The organism is Aeromonas sp. 82P (assembly GCF_051919365.1).
In the GTDB taxonomy this organism is placed as follows: domain Bacteria; phylum Pseudomonadota; class Gammaproteobacteria; order Enterobacterales; family Aeromonadaceae; genus Aeromonas; species Aeromonas veronii.
Map to the genome: position 1 here is coordinate 196,614 of NZ_JBQBEV010000001.1, position 19,757 is coordinate 216,370.

Genomic DNA, 19,757 nt, shown 5'->3' on the forward strand with positions numbered 1-19,757 from the left:
TCTATGTCCCACTCGCACCCAGCACCAAAACACTCAACTGGTATACCTATTTTTGTATATCTTTGAATTTTATCGAATTACCCCTGACGAGATATATAAATAGACACTTGATTTGCATCAATTGCCCGCCCCGACTGACTGGGTAGCCTAGCCCCAGAATGATGTTTTATTACTCCAAACTAGAGGCAATCATGAGCAAAGTCAGACTGGTCGTTGTGGGCAACGGCATGGTGGGGCACCGCTTCATCGAAGAGTTGATCGAGCGGGCCGAGCCGGGCCGCTACGAGATCACCGTCTTCGGTGCAGAACCCCGTCCCGCCTACGATCGCGTCCATCTCTCCTCCTACTTCTCCCATCACACCAGCGAAGATCTCTCCCTCGTCAAACCCGGTTTCTACGACAAGCACGGCATCCGCCTGCTGCTCGGCGAAGCGGTGAAAAAAATCGACAGGGCCAACCGCGAAGTGCACTCCAACAAGGGCACTGTGGTCGGGTACGACAAGCTGGTGCTGGCCACCGGCTCCTACCCCTGGGTGCCGCCCATTGCGGGCAGTCAGCATCACGAGTGCTTCGTCTATCGCACCATCGAGGATCTGAAAGCCATTCGCAGCGCCGCCAGGAGTGGCAAGAGCGGGGTGGTGATCGGGGGCGGCCTGCTTGGCCTCGAAGCGGCCGGTGCCCTCAAGGCGCTGGGTCTCGAGACCCACGTGGTGGAGTTTGCCCCCGTGCTGATGGCCGAGCAGCTCGACGGTCAGGGCGGTCAGCTGCTGCGCCGCAAGATTGAATCCATGGGCGTGCAGGTGCACACCAGCAAGAGCACCAGCGAGATCCTGATGCATGGCGGCGAACAGGCGAAACACCGCCTCGCCTTCGCTGACGGCAGCCAGCTGGAAGTAGACGTGGTGGTCTTCTCCACCGGCATTCGCCCGCAAGATACCCTGGGCCGTTACGGTGATCTCGCTATCGCCGAGCGCGGCGGCATCGTCATCGACGATCACTGCCTCACCTCCGACCCCGACATCTACGCCATCGGCGAGTGCGCCGCCTGGCAGGGGCGCTTCTTCGGACTGGTAGCGCCGGGCTACAAGATGGCCCAGATCACCGTCGACCATCTGCTCGGCGGCGACAGCCGCTTCGAGGGGGCGGACATGAGCGCCAAGCTCAAGCTGCTCGGCGTCTCCGTCGGCTCCATCGGTGATGCCCACGGCCGCACCCCGGGCAGCCACAGCTATGTGTTCCAGGACGATCAGGCCGGCGTCTACAAGAAGATCGTGGTGAGCGAAGACAACAGCCGATTGCTCGGCGCCGTGCTGGTGGGTGACGTGGAAGATTACGGCAACCTGCTGCAGATGATGCTCAACGCCCTGCCGCTACCGAGCCACCCGGACACCCTAATCCTGCCTGCCTACGCCGGTGCCAAGCCGACGCTGGGGGTGGATGCCCTGCCGGAGAGCGCCCAGATCTGCTCCTGCTTCGACGTCTCCAAGGGCGACATCGCCCAAGCGGTGGCCGAGGGTCACACCACGCTGGCCGCCATCAAGCAGCACACCAAGGCCGGTACCGGCTGCGGCGGCTGCGTGCCGCTCATCAGTCAGGTGCTCAACGCCGAGCTGGTGAAGCAGGGCATCGAGGTCAACAACCACCTCTGCGCCCACTTCCAACACTCCCGTCAGGAGCTGTTCCATCTGGTCAAGGTGGAGGGGATCAAGAGCTTCGACGAGCTGCTGGCCAAACACGGTCAGGGCTATGGCTGCGAGGTATGCAAACCGACCGTCGGCTCCATCCTCGCCTCCTGCTGGAACGAGCATGTGCTGAGCCCGCGCAATATCCCGCTGCAGGACACCAACGATATCTTCCTCGGCAACATGCAGAAGGACGGCAGCTACTCCGTCATCCCGCGCATGGCCGGTGGCGAAGTGACCCCGGAAGGGCTACTGGCGGTGGCCGAAGTGGCCCGCGACTACAAGCTCTACACCAAGATCACCGGCGCCCAGCGCATCGGTCTGTTCGGGGCCCAGAAGGATGATCTGCCCGCCATCTGGCGCAAACTGCTGGCAGCCGGATTCGAGACCGGTCAGGCCTACGCCAAGGCGCTGCGCATGGCCAAGACCTGCGTCGGCAGCACCTGGTGCCGCTTCGGCGTGCAGGACAGCGTTGGCCTCGGGGTCTTCCTCGAGAACCGCTACAAAGGCATTCGCACCCCGCACAAGATGAAGTTCGGTGTCTCCGGCTGCACCCGCGAATGTGCGGAAGCCCAGGGCAAGGATGTCGGCATCATCGCCACCGATGCGGGTTGGAACCTCTATGTGGGCGGCAACGGCGGCATGAAACCGCGCCACGCCGACCTGCTGGCTTCTGACCTCGACCGCGAGACCCTCATCAAGCTGATCGACCGCTTTATGATGTTCTACGTCACCAGCGCCGACAAACTGCAGCGCACCTCGGTTTGGCTCGGCAATCTGGAAGGGGGAGTCGACTACCTGCGTGAGGTGATCGTCGACGACAAGCTGGGGCTGGCCGAGACGCTGGAGCGCGATATCCAGACCCTCATCGACAGCTACGAGTGCGAATGGTCGCGCACCCTCAATGAAGAGGAGGCGCTCAAGCGCTTCAGCCACTTCATCAACAGCGACAAGCGCGACCCGGACGTTCAGTTCGTCGCCGAGCGCGACCAGCACAGACCGGCGACCCCGGCCGAGCGCATCCCCGTCTACCAGATCGAGGTGGAGACCAAATGATGAAACTTGCCTGCCAACTCAACGACATCCTGCCGGGAACCGGTGTCTGCGCTCTGATCGAGGGGCGCCAGATCGCCCTGTTTCGCCCGAACGCGGCGGCCGAGGTGTTCGCCATCGACAACCGGGATCCCTTCTTCGCCGCCAACGTGCTGTCGCGGGGCCTGATCTGCGAACACGACGGCGAGCTCTGGGTCGCCAGCCCGCTCAAGAAGCAGCGCTTTCGTCTGAGCGATGGCCACTGTTTCGACAATCCCGCCATGTCGGTGCAGAGCTACCCCGTTGAAGTGCGCGATCAGCAGGTCTGGGTCGCTGTCTAAAGCCAAATTCACTCTCTTTCGGGCTGCCAGAGGGCAGCCCTTTCAAGGACTCACAAGATGTACACGGAAACCATCAACAAGTGCGCCGCCAACGCGGCCCGCATCAACCGCTTCGAGCGCAGCGACAAGCTCGGCTTCTGGCTCAGCTCCGCCATGGCGGGGGCCTATGTGGGCCTCGGCATCATCCTCATCTTCACCCTCGGCAATCTGGTGGATCCCGCCATCCGGCCGCTGGTGATGGGGGCCACCTTCGGTATCGCCCTGACGCTGGTGATCATCGCCGGCTCCGAGCTGTTTACCGGCCACACCATGTTCCTCACCTTCGGGGTGAAAAGCGGCAAGATCACCATGGCCGACCTACTGCGCATCCTGCCGCAGACCTGGGCCGGCAACCTGATTGGATCCATCGTGGTGGCGCTCATCTACTCCTACGGCGGCAGCCTGCTGCCGGATGCGGGCAGTCTGGCCCACAAGGTGGCGCTGGCCAAGACCCAGGCACCGGCGCTGACCCTGTTTATGAAGGGGATCCTCTGCAACTGGCTGGTCTGCCTCGCCATCTGGATGGCGCTGCGCACCGAAGGGGCCGCCCGCTTCATCGCCATCTGGTGGTGCCTGCTGGCCTTTATCGCCTCCGGCTACGAGCACTCCATCGCCAACATGACCCTGTTCGCCCTCTCCTGGTTCGGCGCCCACTCCGAGGCCTACACCCTGGGCGGCATCGGCCACAACCTGCTGTGGGTAACCCTGGGCAACACCGTCTCCGGCGTCCTCTTTATGGGCCTCGGCTACTGGTATGCCACCCCGAAAGCTGAGCGCCCGGTCGCGGTGAGCGAAACCACCAGCACCGCCAACCAGACCCGAACCGCCTGATCCGGAGGCCCCATGGACTACTTGCCCATCTTTTGCCGACTCGACAACAAACCCGTGCTGCTGGTCGGCGGCGGCGAGGTAGCGGAGCGCAAGGCGCGCCTGCTACTGGATGCTGGTGCCCACCTCACAGTAGTCGCGCCCGAGCTCGACCCCGAGCTGGCAGAACTGGCTGCCAACGGGAGCATTGAGTGGCTGGCCGGTGAATTTGCGCCGCAGCAACTGGCGGGCAAGTGGCTGGTGGTGGCCGCCACCGATCGGCGCGAGGTGAATGCGCTGGTTTACCAAAGCGCCAATCAGGCGCGGATCTTTGCCAACGTGGTGGATGACCCGAAACGCTCCAGCTTCATCATGCCGTCGATCATCGACCGCTCACCGCTGATGGTGGCCATCTCCTCCGGCGGCAAGGCGCCTGTGCTGGCCCGGCTGCTGCGGGAAAAACTGGAAGCCCTGCTGCCGCAACATCTGGGGGCCGTGGCGACCTTTGCCGGCAGCCTGCGGGAGCGGGTCAAGGCGCGCTTTGCCAGCATGGGAGAGCGGCGCCGCTTCTGGGAGCGGCTGCTCGGGGCGGATCGGCTCGGCCAAGCACTGGCCCGCGGTGATAGTGCCTCTGCCCACCAGCTGGCCGACAACCTGTTTGCCGACGAGAGCCAGAGCACTGGCGAAGTGGTGCTGGTGGGAGCCGGCCCCGGCGATCCGGGACTGCTCACCCTGCACGCCCTGCGCCAGATGCAGCAAGCCGACGTGGTGGTCTATGACCGGCTGGTCTCCGACGAGGTGATGGCACTGGTGCGCCGGGATGCCAAACGTATCTTCGTCGGCAAGCAGGCGGGCAACCACTGCGTGCCGCAGGAGGGGATCAACCAGCTCTTGCTGGAGGAGGCGAAAAAGGGGCAACGGGTGGTGCGGCTGAAGGGGGGTGACCCCTTTATCTTCGGCCGTGGCGGCGAGGAGCTGGAGACGCTCGTTGGTACTGGGATTGGCTTTCAGGTGGTGCCGGGGATCACTGCGGCCAGCGGCTGCGCCGCCTACGCCGGTATTCCGCTCACCCACCGCGATCACGCCCAGAGCGTGCGCTTCGTCACCGCCCACGGCAAGGGGGGCGCCCGGGATCTCGACTGGCCGCTGCTGGCCAAGGACAAACAGACTCTGGTGTTCTACATGGGGCTCTCATCCTGCGCCACCATCCGCGAGCAGCTGCTGGCCCACGGCAAGGCGGGCAACACCCCGGTGGCGCTGATCGAGCGCGGCACCCAGCCCTGCCAGCGGGTCATTCGCGGCACTCTCGATGAGCTACCCGCGCTGGCGGTGGGGGTCGAGAGCCCGGCCCTGATCATGGTGGGATCCGTGGTGACCCTTGCCGACCGGCTCGCCTGGTTTGGCGAGGCCCCGCAGCGCCAGCGAGCCCTCGCCTGAGGGATCATCGGCAACTCACCATGAGGCCACCAGCAGGTGGCCTCACTTTTACCTCTCTCTTCCCCCATCACGGTCATAACCTGTTGTTTTAAGTCTGGTATCCTATGGGCATTGAGCCCTTGGCTACCATCTCAGGAATTCATCCCATGTCTCTTCCCATCAAGAACAGCGCCCGGCAGCGCGCGGATGACAGATCCCGCATTCTCACCCTGCTGCTGCGCGATGATGCCCTCACCGACAGCCTGCTCGATCCGCAGGTGGTGCAGGATGCCGAGCAACGCGATCAGACCAGCGAACTCACCGCGCTGGTCAACGGGTTGCCCGCCGCCGACGTCGCCGATGCGCTGGAGTCGCTGCCGCCCGATGAGCGTCATGCCCTGTGGGCACTGGTGGAGGAGGAGAAGCGCGGCCAGATCCTGGTCGAAGCGTCAGAGACGGTGTGGGACAGCCTCATCAGCGGGATGAGCGACAAGGAGCTGCTGCACGCCCTGCGCACCCTGGATATCGACGACCAGATCTATCTGGGCCAGTACCTGCCACGCAACCTGATGGGGCGGCTGCTCACCTATATGGCCCCCGCCGAGCGGGATCGGGTGCGGGAGGTGATCCGCTACGGCAAGCACACCGTCGGCGCCATGATGGACTTCGAGATCATCACCATCCGCCCCGAGGTGACGCTCGCCACGGTGCAGCGCTATCTGCGCCTGCGCGGTAAGATCCCCGCCAACACCGACAAGCTGTTCGTCATCGATCGGCGCAACCACCTGCTGGGGGAGCTGGCCCTCACCACAGTGCTGCTGCACAAACCCGCCACCCTGGTGAGCGACGTGATGGAGCGGGATCCGGTCACCTTCGATCCGGAGGATAACGACGAAGCGGCGGCCCGCACCTTCGAGCGGGATGACCTGCTCTCCGCCGCCGTGGTGGATGGCAAGGGCAAGCTGATGGGCCGCCTCACCGTCGAAGAGGTGGTGGATCTGGTCTATGAGGAGAGTGACACCGACCTGCGCCGGATGGGGGGTATCAGCGAGGATGAAGACGTATTCGCGCCCGTCTCCAAGGCGGTCAAGACCCGCTGGGCCTGGCTTGCCATCAACCTCTGCACCGCCTTTGTCGCCTCGCGGGTGATCGGCCTGTTCGAGCACACCATCTCGCAGCTGGTAGCACTGGCGGCGCTGATGCCCATCGTCGCCGGGATCGGCGGCAACACCGGCAACCAGACCATCACCATGATAGTGCGGGCGCTGGCACTGCAGCACATTCAGGCGGGCAACCTCTCCTTCCTTCTGCTGCGGGAACTCGGCGTCGCCTTTATCAACGGGCTGGTGTGGGGCGGCACCATGGGCATTGCCACCTATCTGCTCTATCAGGATGCCGCGCTCGGCGCCGTGATGACCCTGGCCATGATGCTCAACCTGCTGGTGGCCGCCCTGATGGGGGTGATTATCCCCATGACCATGACCCGCCTCGGCCGCGACCCGGCAGTCGGTGCCAGCGTGATGATCACCGCCATCACCGATACCGGCGGCTTCTTTATCTTCCTCGGGCTGGCGACCCTGTTCCTGCTGTAACCAGCCACTCAAACCATAAAAAACAGGCCCACCGAAGTGGGCCTGCTGTTATCTGTGTGATCAGGAGTATCGCAATAAAGGGCGCTACTCCCGCTCCTTCACATAAGGTGTACCAAGTGCCTTCGGTGCCACCGCGCGGCCGATAAAACCGGCCAGCAGGAACACGGTCAGGATGTAGGGCAGCGCCTCGATGGCCTGCACCGGAATGGCGAAGCCACCGATGCTGACCCCTTGCAGGCGGATGGCGACCGCATCGAGGAAACCGAACAGCAGACAGGCGGCCATGGCATTCCAGGGACGCCACTTGCCGAACACCAGCGCCGCCAGCGCCATAAAACCCTTGCCCGCACTCATGTTGGGGATGAACTGGGCCGTCTGGGCCACCGCCAGATAGGTGCCACCGATACCGGCCAGCAGGCCGCCGATGAGGAGCGCGGTGTAGCGCATCCGCACAACCGAGATACCGGCGGTATCGACTGCTGCGGGCGCCTCGCCCACCGCCCGCAGCCGCAGACCGAAGCGGGTACGGAACATCACCCACCAGGCCAGCGGCACACAGGCAAATGCCACGTACTCCAGCAGGGAGTGGCCGCTCAGCAGCTCGCTGTAGAGCTGGCCGATCACCGGCACATCCCACAACTCCTTGGCATAGGGCAGATCGATGGGAGCAAAGCGGGCATCACCGGAGAGCGCCGGGGTCTGGCCACCCTGATCGAACCAGTAACGGCCCAGCGTCACGGTCAGACCGGCCGCCAGAATGTTGATGGCCATCCCGCTCACCACCTGATCACCGCGGTGGGTGATGGTGGCAAAGCCGTGCATCAGGGCGAACAGGATGGAGACTCCCACCCCGGCACCCAGACCTATCCAGGCGGAACCGGAGACCGCCGCAGCCGCGCCACTGGCGAACGCCGCTGCCAGCAGTTTGCCTTCCAGCGCGATGTTGACCACCCCGGAGCGCTCGCAGAACATGCCGGCCATGGCGGCCAAAATGAGCGGCGGCGCGGTACGAATGGTGGCATCCAGCATCAGGATCAGAATTTCAAACATGATCAGACTCCTTTAGCTTGCGCGGCTGAGCGGTTGGCAAACGCCAGATAGAGCTGCTCGATGCGCGGACGCATCATGTGCTCAAGGGCGCCACAGAACAGGATCACCAGACCCTGCAACACCACCACGATGTTGCGGTCGACACCGAACTCGAAACTGAGCTCGGCGCCCCCCTGATAGAGGAAACCGAACAGCAGGCTGGCGATGATGACGCCGACCGGATGGTTGCGCCCCATCAGCGCCACCGCGATACCGGTGAAGCCGAACCCTTCCACGAAGTTGAGCTTGATCTGGTGCAGCTCACCCTGCAGCACGTTGAGGGCAAAGAAGCCCGACAGCATGCCGGAGATGACCATCGCCAGGATCACCACCTTGGGATAGGAGATACCGGCGTAGGCGGAGGCGCTTTGGCTGGCGCCGACCGAGCGGATCTCGTAACCCCAGCGGGTGTGCCAGATAAAAACCCACACCAGCGCCGCACAGATCAGCGCCCAGAAGAAGCTGATATTGAGCGGGCTGTTGGGGATCTCCATCCCGAACAGGCTAGCCAGCCCGCTCATCTTGGGCAGCCAGCTTGCTTCGGCAAACACCTTGCTCTCGGTCGCCATCGAGCCGGGCGGCTTGAACACCTCCACCAGCAGATAGGCCATCAGCGAGGCGGCGATGAAGTTGAACATGATGGTGGTGATCACGATGTGACTACCGCGCTTGGCTTGCAGCCAGGCCGGAATAAAGGCCCAGGCCGCACCGAACAGACCACCGGCAATGATGGAGAGCGGCAACAGCAGGGCAAACGGCAGCACATCGCCGAGCATCAGACAGACCAGACCGACACCGAGCCCGCCGATATAGGCCTGACCTTCACCACCGATATTGAACAGACCGGCGTGGAAGGCGACCGCCACCGACAGACCGGTAAAGATAAAGCCGGTTGCGTAGTAGAGGGTGAAGCCGACCCCTTCACCGGTGCCGAACGCGCCGTACCACATGATCTTGGCGGCATCGACCGGATTGATGTCGAGGTAGTAGAACAGAATGGCCGACACCAGGAAGGCCAGCAGGATGTTGACCGCAGACAAGACGCCTACGGAGACCCAGGCAGGAATACGTACTTGGCTCATCAGTGGGCCTCCTTGGCTACTTCGTCCGGCACTATGTTCGCCATCATCAAACCAATGGTGCGCTCATCCGCCTTGGCACCATCCAGCTCGCCGACGATGCGACCATCGGCAATGACCAGAATCCGGTCTGCGAGGCTCATGATCTCGTCCAGCTCCACCGAGACCAGCAGCACCGCCTTGCCCTTGTCGCGCATGGCGATGATCTGCTGGTGGATATATTCGATGGCACCGATGTCGACCCCGCGGGTCGGCTGGCCGATCAACAGCACATCCGGGTCCTGCTCCACTTCACGGGCGATCACCAGCTTCTGCTGGTTGCCACCGGAGAAGTTGGCGGTCTTGTGATCGGGATGGGGCGGGCGCACGTCCCACTTCTCCATCTTGGCCTGACAATCCTGCTGGATCGCCTCCTTGTTCTGCAGCCACCCCTTGTTGTATTGCGGGCGGCGGTGATAGCCGAGAATAAAGGCCTCTTTCGCCTCGAAGCGGTTGATCAGTCCCATCTTGTGGCGATCTTCCGGCACATGGCCGAGGCCGTAGTTGCGCACCAGCTCGGGATCGGCCGGGTGCTCCGCGCTCACCTTGTGCACGCCGCTGCGGCTGCTGATGGTAAAGCCGCCCTTGCTTGGCTTGAGAATGCCGCCAAGCAGACTGAGCAGTTCGGACTGGCCGTTGCCGGAGACCCCGGCGATGCCGACCACTTCACCGGCGCGCACCTCGAAGCTGACCGATTTGACCCGCTCCACCTTGCTGGCGTCGAAGTAGCTGAGCCCTTCGATCTTCAGCTTGGCTTCACCGGGCTGGGTTGGCCCCTTGTCGACCTTGAGGCGCACCTTGCGGCCCACCATCAGCTCGGCCAGTTGCTCCTTGTCGGTATCCTTGGTGGCGACGTGTGCCACCATCTCGCCACGGCGCATGATGGAGACCTGATCGGTAATGGCCAGGATCTCCCGCAGCTTGTGGGTGATAAGGATGATGGTTGCCCCCTGATCCCGCAGCTTTTTCAGTACCTCGAACAGGTGATCCGCCTCTTGCGGGGTCAGTACCCCGGTCGGCTCGTCGAGGATCAGGATGCGGGCGCCGCGATAGAGCGCCTTGAGAATTTCGACCCGCTGTTGCAAGCCAACCGGCAGATCTTCGACCTTCTCGTGCAGCGGCACGTCGAGGCCATAATCCCGCGCCAGTTCGCCAAGCAGCTTCTCTGCCGACGCCACGCTCTGCTGAAGGTGCCAGCCGTTCTCAGCGCCGAGGATGACGTTTTCCAATACGGTGAAGTTATTGACCAGCATGAAGTGCTGGTGAACCATGCCCACCCCTGCGGCAATCGCATCTTGTGAGCCATGGGGTTTGAAAGGATTCCCGTCGATCAGCATCTCGCCTTTGTCGGCATGGTAGAAACCATAAATGATGCTCATCAGGGTGGACTTACCGGCGCCATTTTCGCCGACAATGCCGTGGATACTGCCTTTGCGAACCTTAAGGTCGATCAGCTTGTTGGCGTACACTTCGCCGAACCGCTTATCGATACCTCTTAATTCGATGGCATAGCGATCTGTCTGGTCCATGATGCAGCCCTGCGTTTCATGAAATAAGACTAAAAACCGGCCCGTGCGGGCCGGTGGTGCGTTGAGAGTCGTAGCAACTATCTAATTAGTATTTGCAGGTGTTATCGCTCATGTAGTCATGAACCTTGACCTTGCCAGCGATGATTTCAGCCTTGATGGCATCTACCTTGGCTTTCATTTCCGGGGTGATCAGCTTCTCGTTGTCCTTGTCGAGTGCCCAATCCACACCACCTTCGGCCAGACCCAGGTTCTTGATACCCGGCTTCCACTCGCCTTTGGCAGCGTCATCCCAGGTCTGGTAAGCGGCCAGACCCACAGACTTGACCATGGAGGTCAGCATGGTGCCCGGTTGCAGGTGGTTCTGGTTGGAGTCCACACCGATAGCGAACTTGCCGCTGTCCTTGGCTGCCTGATAGACACCGATACCGGTACCGCCAGCTGCGGCGTAAACCACGTCAGCGCCCTTGGCGAACTGGGACTTGGCCAGCTCGGCACCTTTGGCCGGGTCAGCAAACGCGGCAGGGGTGGAGCCCGCCATGTTCTGGAACACTTCGATCTTCGGATTGACGAACTTGGCACCCTGCTCGTAACCGCACTGGAATTTGCGGATCAGCGGGATATCCATGCCACCCACGAAGCCGACCTTGCCGCTCTTGGAAGCGATGGCAGCCAGCGCGCCCACCAGGAAGGAACCTTCATGCTCCTTGAAGATGACGGACTGGACGTTCGGCTTGTCGACCACCATGTCGATGATGGTGAACTGGGTTTTCGGGAATTCGGTCGCAACCTTCTCTACCGCAGAACCCATGTTGAAACCGACCGCCACGATCGGGCCGTTGCCACGGCTGGCCAGACGACGCAGACCCTGCTCGCGCTGGGCTTCGTTCTGGGGTTCAAACTCTTTGACCTTGACGCCCTTGTCCTTGTTGTAGAGCTCGACGCCGTTACGGAACACGGCTTCGTTGAATGATTTGTCATACTTGCCCGCGGTGTCATAAATGACGGCTGGCTCGGAAGCAGCCTGAGCAGAGAGAGCAGCGAGAGTGAGGGAGGCCACAGTGGCCAGCTTGAGCACTTTAGTCACGATCGTATCCTTGATTGTTATTAAGTGAGGGAACTTGCTTGCCTGTCAGAGCAGGCTATCTAGCACGCAGGCTTACTCTAAGTCAGCCCCGATGCGGGTCAAGCAAATGATAAGGGAAAAACGTTTGCGTTAACGGTTTGAATTCTAAGCAAATAACCTTATAAGCAGTTGTTTTTTAGCTACTTTTCAGTTTTTTATGCTAACAACCAAAAGACCCAAACGACATTTCTCTTATTGTTCAGCAAGTTACTGTAAACCGTTTTCCCCTGTTATTCATCCAGCCCCCCGGCAAGCCCGTGATCCGGCTCGCAAAATCCCCACAAACCGCGCGAGCAAGAGTTGGCTACAGCTGGAAACGACCAACGCTCACAAACCCTCTCTCTAATACTCTCCAGTCAACATTCCCTAACCAACAATCAGCCCCCGCTTCCACTTTGTTGAGCAAGCTCACAATTCATATGAACTCGAGATCCAGATCAAGTTGAAAACCATATGAGCCCCTGTATGATGCCCACCGCATAGATCTCAAATGAAACTAACAAAAACATCAATTGGGCTTCTTTTGCATCAATTCATGCCACCCATTCTGACTTCCTCAGCCAGGTGCCGGTGACATATGCATCGTTGTTTCAGGAAAATAAAAATGAAAAAAAATATTCTGGCTTTATCGGTTGTGACGGCGTTATCCAGCTTGGCGCTGGCAGGTTGTGGCGGTGGTGGCGACGGTGCCAGCACAAATAATGGCAATAACAGTGGCAATGGTGGAAACGCCACCAAACCTGCGTTGACTGCCACCTTTATTGATAGTGCGGTAGCCGGGTTGAACTACAAATGCGGCAATTACTCGGACGTCACGAACTCGCAAGGTCAGTTCCTCTTTAATGACGGTGACACCTGTACCTTCAAACTGGGCTCAATCCAGCTTGGGGAAACTCAGGTTAAAAAGGGCCAGACCCTAGTAACCCCATACACCATCGCCGAAAAGGGTGACAAAGATCGCGCCATTCGTATCGCCGCCCTGCTGCAAACCATGCACACAGATGGTGATATCCGCAATGGCATTATCCTGAACCCAGAAGATACCAAAAAGCTCGGCAACCTGAACTTTGATAACGACATTGATTTTGAAACCAGCCTGAATGAAGCCCTGAAACAGGCGCAGATCGACAAAAAAGTGGTTGATACCAAAGCTGCTGAAGTACATATGAATGCCTCGCTGGCCAACGCCAATGGGAAATCTGTTGCTGTAGATAAAGTCCTGCGAGGCCTGCTCGAAGAAAGTCAAGATTGGCAAAAAACCAATTTTGAAGAAAAGCTAGGCTTATATAAAAACATTCTGGAGCAAGAAGAAAGTGTTGAAGGAATGGCTGATCGTGAAATTGTGAAGGCCATCATCACCATGATGGAAATTACTAATGACCCCATAGTCAGCAAGCGCTTTGAGATAGAGCCCTCTTCAGACTCAGCTATAGGATCAGGCTATAAATCGACACTCGCTAAGGTGCTTGATATCATAGTCAACTCAGGTAATGCAGCACTGAGCAACATCAAAGAACAACCAGACCACACTATTGACATTGCTCAACTTATGCATAAATACGCAGTGGAGCTGGAGGCGGTCAGTAATAGCTTAGCAAGTATTACGGACCCTGATTACTTGGCGAAATATGGTGATAGTGATGAATTGACTCTCAGCTTTACACAAGTACAAGAGTTACGAGCTTCTGCTCTGGCAATGGCTGCTGCGATTAATGTCATGGCCTCCTATCAATATGGCTCCCCAAGCCAATATAGAATAAAATGGGAAGATTTGACTCTGGATACGTTCAGCATCACTAATAATTTTGGTGGAACCAACCTCAAGCAGCCTGCTTTTGGCAACGTACAGATCAATGCTGAATACATGAACGTTAACATTAATCCGGAAAGTTTCTTTAAAGACCCAAATTTCTTAGCACTAAATAGCAACCATTCTGAAATATTAGACAAGGCCAAAAAGCAGCTACAGAAAGCTATAGAGCTGACTTTGAAGAGTAACCTTCCTGAGACAGATCACCACCTTGACCGAAATGTGCTGGAAAAACTGCATAAACATCTTGCTGGTGATTCTGAGTTTAAAACGGTTGAGTTGCATGACTACGTGCTAATCAATGATGAGTGGCTTGAAGCTACCTATAATGTAGACTTAAATTTCTATTTCAAAAATGGCCTTGGTCGTAAAGATATGAAGCTTACCACGACAAGCCATTGTAATTTTGATGGTGAGACCATCGGTGAGTATGATATCACCATGTCAAAGGCCCTTGATACTGCCATGTGCAAAGTGGAAAAAGACAAGGTAATGGAAATTTTCCAAAAAATGGATGGTTCCTTCTTCAACATACCTTTTTATGGCATTGGCAATGCTCCTTCACAAAATGGGACTACTATTAATTTTGCCCAAGGCATTGCCATGCAATGGTCTGTTAATATTGATCCAACTGAAGGTGGAAACTTCGATAAAGTATTTATTTCCTGTAAAGGCCGTATTCCTGGATACATGCCAGAACAGGAATGGCAGAATATGCCATGCGCTAAGTTAATATCTAGCACGCTGACCAACATGTAATCAGCGTGACTAAAAGAATTTTATTGATATATCTATTCACCCCGATGGCTCATGCCATCGGGGTTATTTCGCAATATTCAGATTTGCGGCAGTCTTATTTTGATGCTGATGGAAAATTCAAATACCGCATTACTGTCGAGAAATACAACGAAGACTTTTCTACGATAAAATCAGCAAATTGGTTAAGTCTGATGTCAATTAGCCGTTTGCAGAGTCAGAGCGTCTCTCTTGGCCAAGGAACGTTTGAAACCTTATCAACCAATATTAGATTCACACATGGCACCTATAGTCGCGGTGACATTGTGTTATTCAATACCTATGGTTGTAACCTGTCGAACTGTTTCTCCAGCCATGAAGTCCGCATTCGCCTAAGCGACCTTCAATTGCAAGCCGGACGAACCATGTTGTTTGATACCAATGGTCAGGGGTTTGCACATAAACGCAGCTACCAACTCTCCCTCCGCTAACGCAACAGGTTAGCCATTCCATTCACATGGCCGTATAATCCCCGCCTGTATAAATAAACAGGAGTGGTGATGGACGTTTCAACCCTGCTCGACGGGCTCAACGACAAGCAAAGAGATGCCGTTGCGGCGCCCCGCAGCAACCTGCTGGTGCTGGCCGGTGCCGGTTCGGGCAAGACCCGGGTGCTGGTGCACCGTATCGCCTGGCTGATGCAGGTGGAACGCTGTTCACCCTTCTCCATCATCGCGGTCACCTTTACCAACAAGGCGGCGGCCGAGATGCGCGGCCGGGTCGAGAAGGTGATCGGCGACGGCGTGCGCGGCATGTGGATCGGCACCTTCCACGGTATCGCCCACCGATTGCTGCGGGCCCACCATCTGGATGCAGGCTTGCCGCAGGATTTCCAGATCCTCGACTCCGACGACCAGTACCGCCTCATTCGCCGGGTGCTCAAGGCGCTCAACCTCGACGAGAAGCACTGGGCCCCGCGCGCCGTGATGGGCTACATCAACGGCAAGAAGGATGAGGGGCTGCGCCCCGGCGACATCGATCTCTACGGCGATCCCGTCACCCGCACTTATCAGCAGATCTACAAGACCTATCAGGAGACCTGCGATCGCTCCGGTCTGGTGGACTTCGCCGAGCTGCTGCTGCGCGCCCACGAGCTGTGGCTCAACAAGCCGCACATCCTCGAGCACTACCGCGACCGCTTCCAGAACATCCTGGTGGACGAGTTTCAGGATACCAACGGCATCCAGTACGCCTGGTTGCGGATGCTGGCGGGCAACAGCGGCAAGGTGATGATCGTCGGCGACGATGACCAGTCCATCTACGGCTGGCGCGGCGCCAAGATCGAGAACATCCAGCGCTTCCTGACCGACTATCAGGGCGCCGAGACCATCCGCCTCGAGCAGAACTACCGCTCCACCGCCAATATCCTCAAAGCCGCCAACAGCGTCATCGCCAACAACGCCGAGCGCCTTGGCAAGGAGCTGTGGACCGAAGGGGCCGAGGGGGAGCCGATTTCGCTCTACGCCGCCTTCAACGAGGTGGACGAAGCGCGCTTCGTGGTCGGCCGCCTAAAGGATTGGAAGGAAAAGGGCGGTCTCCTGGCCGACTGCGCCATCCTCTATCGCTCCAACGCCCAGTCGCGGGTGCTGGAAGAGGCGCTGATGCAGGACGCCATGCCGTACCGCATCTACGGCGGCCTGCGCTTCTTCGAGCGGCAAGAGATCAAGGACGCCATGGCCTACCTGCGCCTTATCAACAATCGTGGCGACGACGCCAGCTTCGAGCGGGTGGTCAACACCCCGACCCGCGGCATCGGCGATCGCACCCTCGAGATCCTGCGCGGCAACGCCCGCGATCAGGGGCTCAACCTGTGGCAATCGGCCAAGGCGCTGCTCAACGACAAGGTGCTGACTGGTCGCGCCGGCAACGCGGTGCGCGGCTTTGTCGAGCTGATCGACGCGCTGGAGGAGCAGGTGTCCATGCTGCCGCTGCACCAGCAGGCGGATATCGCCATCCAGAACTCCGGCCTCAAGGCGATGTATCTGGCGGAAAAAGGCGAGAAATCCCAGGCGCGGGTAGAGAACCTGGACGAACTGGTCACCGCCTGCCGCCAGTACCAGCGCCCGGACGAGCTGGAGGATATGAGCGACCTCTCCGCCTTCCTCGCCCACGCGGCGCTGGAATCCGGCGAGAATCAGGCGGACGAATATGCCGACGCGGTGCAGCTGATGACCCTGCACAGCGCCAAGGGCTTGGAGTTCCCGCTGGTGCTGCTGGTCGGCGTCGAAGAGGGGATGTTCCCCAGCCAGCAATCCACCGAAGAGTCGGGCCGGCTGGAAGAGGAGCGCCGCCTCTGTTACGTCGGCATGACCCGCGCCATGGAGAAGCTCTACATCTGTTATGCCGAGAGCCGCCGCATCTACGGCCGCGAGATGTTCCACAAGCCGAGCCGCTTTATCCGCGAGATGCCCGCCGAGTGTCTGGAAGAGATCCGGCTGCGCACTCAGGTCAGCCGCCCCACCCAGTACGGCCGCTTTAGCCAGAACGAGGTGCAGCAAAGCTTCGACGCCAGCGGCATCAAGCTCGGCCAACGGGTGCTCCATCCAAAATTCGGCGAAGGGGTGGTACTCAACTTCGAAGGGGTCGGCCAACAGAGCCGGGTGCAGATCCAGTTCGACGACGTCGGCGCCAAGTGGCTGGTGACGGCCTATGCCAGATTGGAAGCGCTCTGATTTTTCCCGCCTTTTGATACAACCAACCCGGCTTAGGCCGGGTTGGTTTTTCTCTCTGTGATAAAGGCAGCATTAATTACGCGTTCGTCCGAATACGCTTCGCTATTCGAACCTACAGATCTTATTTCTCGGATACATTATGGACAGTACAACTAAACTGATAGATAACATGAAAGAAGATAGTGATCTTAATACAAAAAGAAAGCTATTGGTTATTGTCAGCATTTTATTAATGGCAATGAGTGTGAGTGGAGCCACTTTGCTTGAGGCGAATACATTTATATTTAAAGTTGGCTTTGCAAACTCAAAGGGTCTTGGTTATCTGTTGTTCCTTGGAGTTATTACGCTAACAATCAGGTATTATTCTGCGGCTTATCAATACCATGCGCAACTCTATGAGATGTGGGCCAATGACATGGTTCGTGATTATGATGTTTTTGGTTATTTATATGATGATCACTGGTTTAGTCCATGTGGATTGCTAAGTAATATCAGCATGTTTTCAAAGGGATTCGCTGAATCTCATGATGAGGACGAGAACATGCGCAATAAGTTTGTTTTTAAGTATGAAGTATCGGGAGTTTTTAGACGCACAGTGTCGTATACATGTGATTATGGTGAACATCTCTCGATCGAGAGAGTATCTCTTAACACCTTTAAAGATGGGTGGAAATTCACGCATTTAGTACAATTACTAAAAATTGAATTAAGATTTCAATCTGCTGCCTTTTTCAGAAGGACTGAGCACTTGGAAATCATATTGCCTTATATAATTTCCGTGTTATCCCTACTTTCATTTATTTTTAAATCGAGTATCCAAGTATGGATGCAATAATTCAATTTTCAGAACCGTAGGTTCGATTAGCGAAGCGTAATCGGACGATCGCGTAAGACGTTCGCGTCATCGGCCGCTTACAACGGAACAACCCTGTTAGGGTTTTTTACTCCAATCCCCCCAACACCCCAGCCACCGACCCGCACCAATCCTGCGGATAGACGCCACTCGCCACGTAACGATGGAAGGTGGAATACGGCCAATCGGCCACCCGTGTGACATGACCATGCTTGAGCGGGTTTATATGGACGTAATCCATATGGTGGCGGTAATCCTGCTCATCCCGGATCAGGTGTTCCCAATAATGGCACTGCCAGATGCCCCGCTCCCCGTGGCGTAGCCGGGTCTGGTTGCGCCGCTCATTGACCGGCAGGGCACGGGAAAAGTGGCTTTTGATCAGCCGCCAACGCGGGGGGAAATCGGTGTCCCCTTCCGGTAAAGAGAGGATGCAGTGGAGGTGGTCGGGCAACACCACCCATGCGTGAATGGCGAAGGGGTGAGCCTGTTGCACCTTGGTAACGCTTTGACGCAGCAGGTCGATCTGCTCCACCAGCAACCGGTTGTTGCGTCGCTCCAGCAGGTTGACGGTAAAGAACCAGGTTCCTCCGGGCCACCATGCCCGCCGCCAATTGGCCATCCCTTTCCCCTCGTTGAGACCTAAAAGCCAAGCATAGTCTTGCCTCACGTCGATCTGCTTGCGGGCGTGATGGTGCGGATGTTCCATTACGCGGATGTTCGATTACGCGATCGTCCGATTACGCTTCGCTAATCGAACCTACATGGACAGGAAATCTGGAACACCCACTTTCGGGCAAAGGCGTAACTGGTGGAGCTACGCCTTGTTTTTGGTGGAAACCTCTGGTCACTTGACCAACTTGCTCTCCATCACCCCTTGCTTGCCTTCCTCCTCACTGACCTGACTCAGCTTGGAGCGGGCCATCAGCAGGCCCATTTTGACCTCCTGCCAGACGTAGTAGTTTTTGCCCGCCTCGGTGCTAAGGGTCAGGGTGGCATCGTTCTCCGACTTGGAGGTGATGGTGTGGCTGCCCGGTGTCACCTGCTTGAGGATGTAGGTGTGAGCCACGGTATCGCCGACCGCCATGCCGTCCACCAGCACCGGCATTTTGACAGCCGTGCCGAAGGTCTCGTTGCGATAGATATAGAGGTTGGCCGCATCTTTGGGCGCCACAAACTGCTTGGCCTGAGCGTCTGCGGTGGCATCGGCCATGGGCACGGAAGCACAACCGGAAAGCAGCGCCGCCGACAGCAGGGCGGCACTCATCATTATTTGCCTGAACATAGTCGTTATTTTTTAGTGAGTTAACGGGATTTAAAGGTTCGCATGAGCCTGTACTGGCTGACAATCGCTCAAATTGGTCGGGGTGTGACCCGGTTCAATTTTTCGGCATTTGGTGGGATGAAGATGGGGGAACTCAGAAACCCGGCCGCCAGATGGGGCGCGGTGGCCGGGTGAATTGTAAAGAGTAGGGTGACAGGGAAAGGGATCAGCCTAGTCTAATCAACTCGATGGGGGCGTAGCGCTCACCGGAGTTTGCCAGCAGCACGCACTTCTCATGCTCCGCCTGATAGGGGGTCATATTGTCGGTGTGGGCCTCTTTCAGAAAATCGACTGCGCCAGTGGCGGCAATCATGACGCGCTGACCCAGGTTCAGCACATTGCGGTTACGGTCATAGATCTTCATTTCATTCTCCTTTTCTTGTGTCCTGGCGGATGCGCAGGCGTCTGTCCAGGACAACGGCATTCAGCCTACGCCCCTGAAAAAAGGTGATTTATGTCACAGATCAAAAAAGGGGCGATAAGGGACTCGCAGGTTCAAAAAGCGAGCATGGCCCCTTGGCCAGCGGTTGTCGCACGC

The 19,757-nt window shown here is 58.0% G+C and carries 16 protein-coding genes; 9 read left to right on the forward strand and 7 right to left on the reverse strand.

Annotation, left to right across the window (positions count from 1 at the left end):
- Nucleotides 1-191 precede the first annotated feature (191 nt).
- The 5 genes from nirB (at nucleotide 192) to mgtE (ending at nucleotide 6,909) form a co-directional block, all read left to right on the forward strand.
- The gene (nirB, locus tag ACTG2S_RS00910) at nucleotides 192-2,738 is read left to right on the forward strand and encodes a nitrite reductase large subunit NirB (protein WP_279498865.1); all 2,547 of its coding nucleotides are present in this window, start codon (nucleotides 192-194) and stop codon (nucleotides 2,736-2,738) included.
- Complete coding sequence (gene nirD / locus ACTG2S_RS00915; RefSeq protein ID WP_042079916.1) at nucleotides 2,738-3,055, forward strand: nitrite reductase small subunit NirD; 318 nt, start codon at nucleotides 2,738-2,740, stop codon at nucleotides 3,053-3,055. The genes nirB and nirD overlap by 1 nt, the downstream gene beginning before the upstream one ends.
- Nucleotides 3,056-3,112: 57 nt before the next feature.
- Nucleotides 3,113-3,925, forward strand: a complete 813-nt coding sequence (nirC, locus tag ACTG2S_RS00920; RefSeq protein WP_199427791.1) for a nitrite transporter NirC — start codon at nucleotides 3,113-3,115, stop codon at nucleotides 3,923-3,925.
- A 12-nt stretch (nucleotides 3,926-3,937) separates the two neighbouring features.
- On the forward strand, nucleotides 3,938-5,338 hold the full coding sequence (gene cysG / locus ACTG2S_RS00925; protein WP_279498866.1) for a siroheme synthase CysG: 1,401 nt from the start codon (nucleotides 3,938-3,940) through the stop codon (nucleotides 5,336-5,338).
- Between the two features lie 146 nt (nucleotides 5,339-5,484).
- The gene (gene mgtE / locus ACTG2S_RS00930; RefSeq protein WP_258721933.1) at nucleotides 5,485-6,909 is read left to right on the forward strand and encodes a magnesium transporter; all 1,425 of its coding nucleotides are present in this window, start codon (nucleotides 5,485-5,487) and stop codon (nucleotides 6,907-6,909) included.
- A gap of 84 nt (nucleotides 6,910-6,993) precedes the next feature.
- On the opposite strand, the gene ACTG2S_RS00935 is transcribed toward mgtE, so the two are convergent.
- The 4 genes from ACTG2S_RS00935 to ACTG2S_RS00950 all read right to left on the reverse strand — a co-directional run bounded on the left by ACTG2S_RS00935 (nucleotide 6,994) and on the right by ACTG2S_RS00950 (nucleotide 11,729).
- Nucleotides 6,994-7,959, reverse strand: coding sequence for an ABC transporter permease (locus ACTG2S_RS00935; RefSeq protein WP_021230728.1), 966 nt, complete (start codon nucleotides 7,957-7,959; stop codon nucleotides 6,994-6,996).
- A 2-nt stretch (nucleotides 7,960-7,961) separates the two neighbouring features.
- Nucleotides 7,962-9,080, reverse strand: coding sequence for an ABC transporter permease (locus ACTG2S_RS00940; protein ID WP_005340798.1), 1,119 nt, complete (start codon nucleotides 9,078-9,080; stop codon nucleotides 7,962-7,964).
- Nucleotides 9,080-10,645, reverse strand: a complete 1,566-nt coding sequence (locus tag ACTG2S_RS00945) for an ABC transporter ATP-binding protein (RefSeq protein WP_005342527.1) — start codon at nucleotides 10,643-10,645, stop codon at nucleotides 9,080-9,082. Before ACTG2S_RS00945 ends, ACTG2S_RS00940 begins: the two co-directional genes overlap by 1 nt.
- A gap of 85 nt (nucleotides 10,646-10,730) precedes the next feature.
- Complete coding sequence (locus ACTG2S_RS00950; RefSeq protein WP_005340803.1) at nucleotides 10,731-11,729, reverse strand: BMP family lipoprotein; 999 nt, start codon at nucleotides 11,727-11,729, stop codon at nucleotides 10,731-10,733.
- A gap of 643 nt (nucleotides 11,730-12,372) precedes the next feature.
- Here ACTG2S_RS00950 and ACTG2S_RS00955 point away from each other — a divergent pair.
- The 4 genes from ACTG2S_RS00955 to ACTG2S_RS00970 all read left to right on the forward strand — a co-directional run bounded on the left by ACTG2S_RS00955 (nucleotide 12,373) and on the right by ACTG2S_RS00970 (nucleotide 17,880).
- Nucleotides 12,373-14,337, forward strand: a complete 1,965-nt coding sequence (locus tag ACTG2S_RS00955) for a hypothetical protein (RefSeq protein ID WP_439981869.1) — start codon at nucleotides 12,373-12,375, stop codon at nucleotides 14,335-14,337.
- Nucleotides 14,338-14,342: 5 nt separating this feature from the next.
- A complete protein-coding gene (locus ACTG2S_RS00960; RefSeq protein ID WP_439981871.1) occupies nucleotides 14,343-14,804 on the forward strand; it encodes a hypothetical protein in 462 nt (153 codons plus the stop codon).
- Nucleotides 14,805-14,873: 69 nt separating this feature from the next.
- Entirely contained in the window at nucleotides 14,874-17,045 is a 2,172-nt protein-coding gene (uvrD, locus tag ACTG2S_RS00965) for a DNA helicase II (RefSeq protein ID WP_139410479.1), read from the forward strand.
- Between the two features lie 169 nt (nucleotides 17,046-17,214).
- Nucleotides 17,215-17,880, forward strand: coding sequence for a hypothetical protein (locus tag ACTG2S_RS00970; protein WP_439981872.1), 666 nt, complete (start codon nucleotides 17,215-17,217; stop codon nucleotides 17,878-17,880).
- A gap of 106 nt (nucleotides 17,881-17,986) precedes the next feature.
- Here ACTG2S_RS00970 and ACTG2S_RS00975 read toward each other — a convergent pair whose 3' ends face one another.
- The 3 genes from ACTG2S_RS00975 to ydfZ form a co-directional block, all read right to left on the reverse strand.
- A complete protein-coding gene (locus ACTG2S_RS00975) occupies nucleotides 17,987-18,517 on the reverse strand; it encodes an REP-associated tyrosine transposase (protein WP_274160885.1) in 531 nt (176 codons plus the stop codon).
- Nucleotides 18,518-18,742: 225 nt separating this feature from the next.
- The gene (locus tag ACTG2S_RS00980) at nucleotides 18,743-19,180 is read right to left on the reverse strand and encodes a DUF2846 domain-containing protein (RefSeq protein ID WP_017778641.1); all 438 of its coding nucleotides are present in this window, start codon (nucleotides 19,178-19,180) and stop codon (nucleotides 18,743-18,745) included.
- 205 nt (nucleotides 19,181-19,385) lie between these two features.
- Nucleotides 19,386-19,583 (reverse strand): putative selenium delivery protein YdfZ, encoded by a 198-nt coding sequence (ydfZ, locus tag ACTG2S_RS00985; protein WP_005342516.1) that lies wholly within the window; start codon nucleotides 19,581-19,583, stop codon nucleotides 19,386-19,388.
- Between the last annotated feature and the right edge of the window lie 174 nt (nucleotides 19,584-19,757).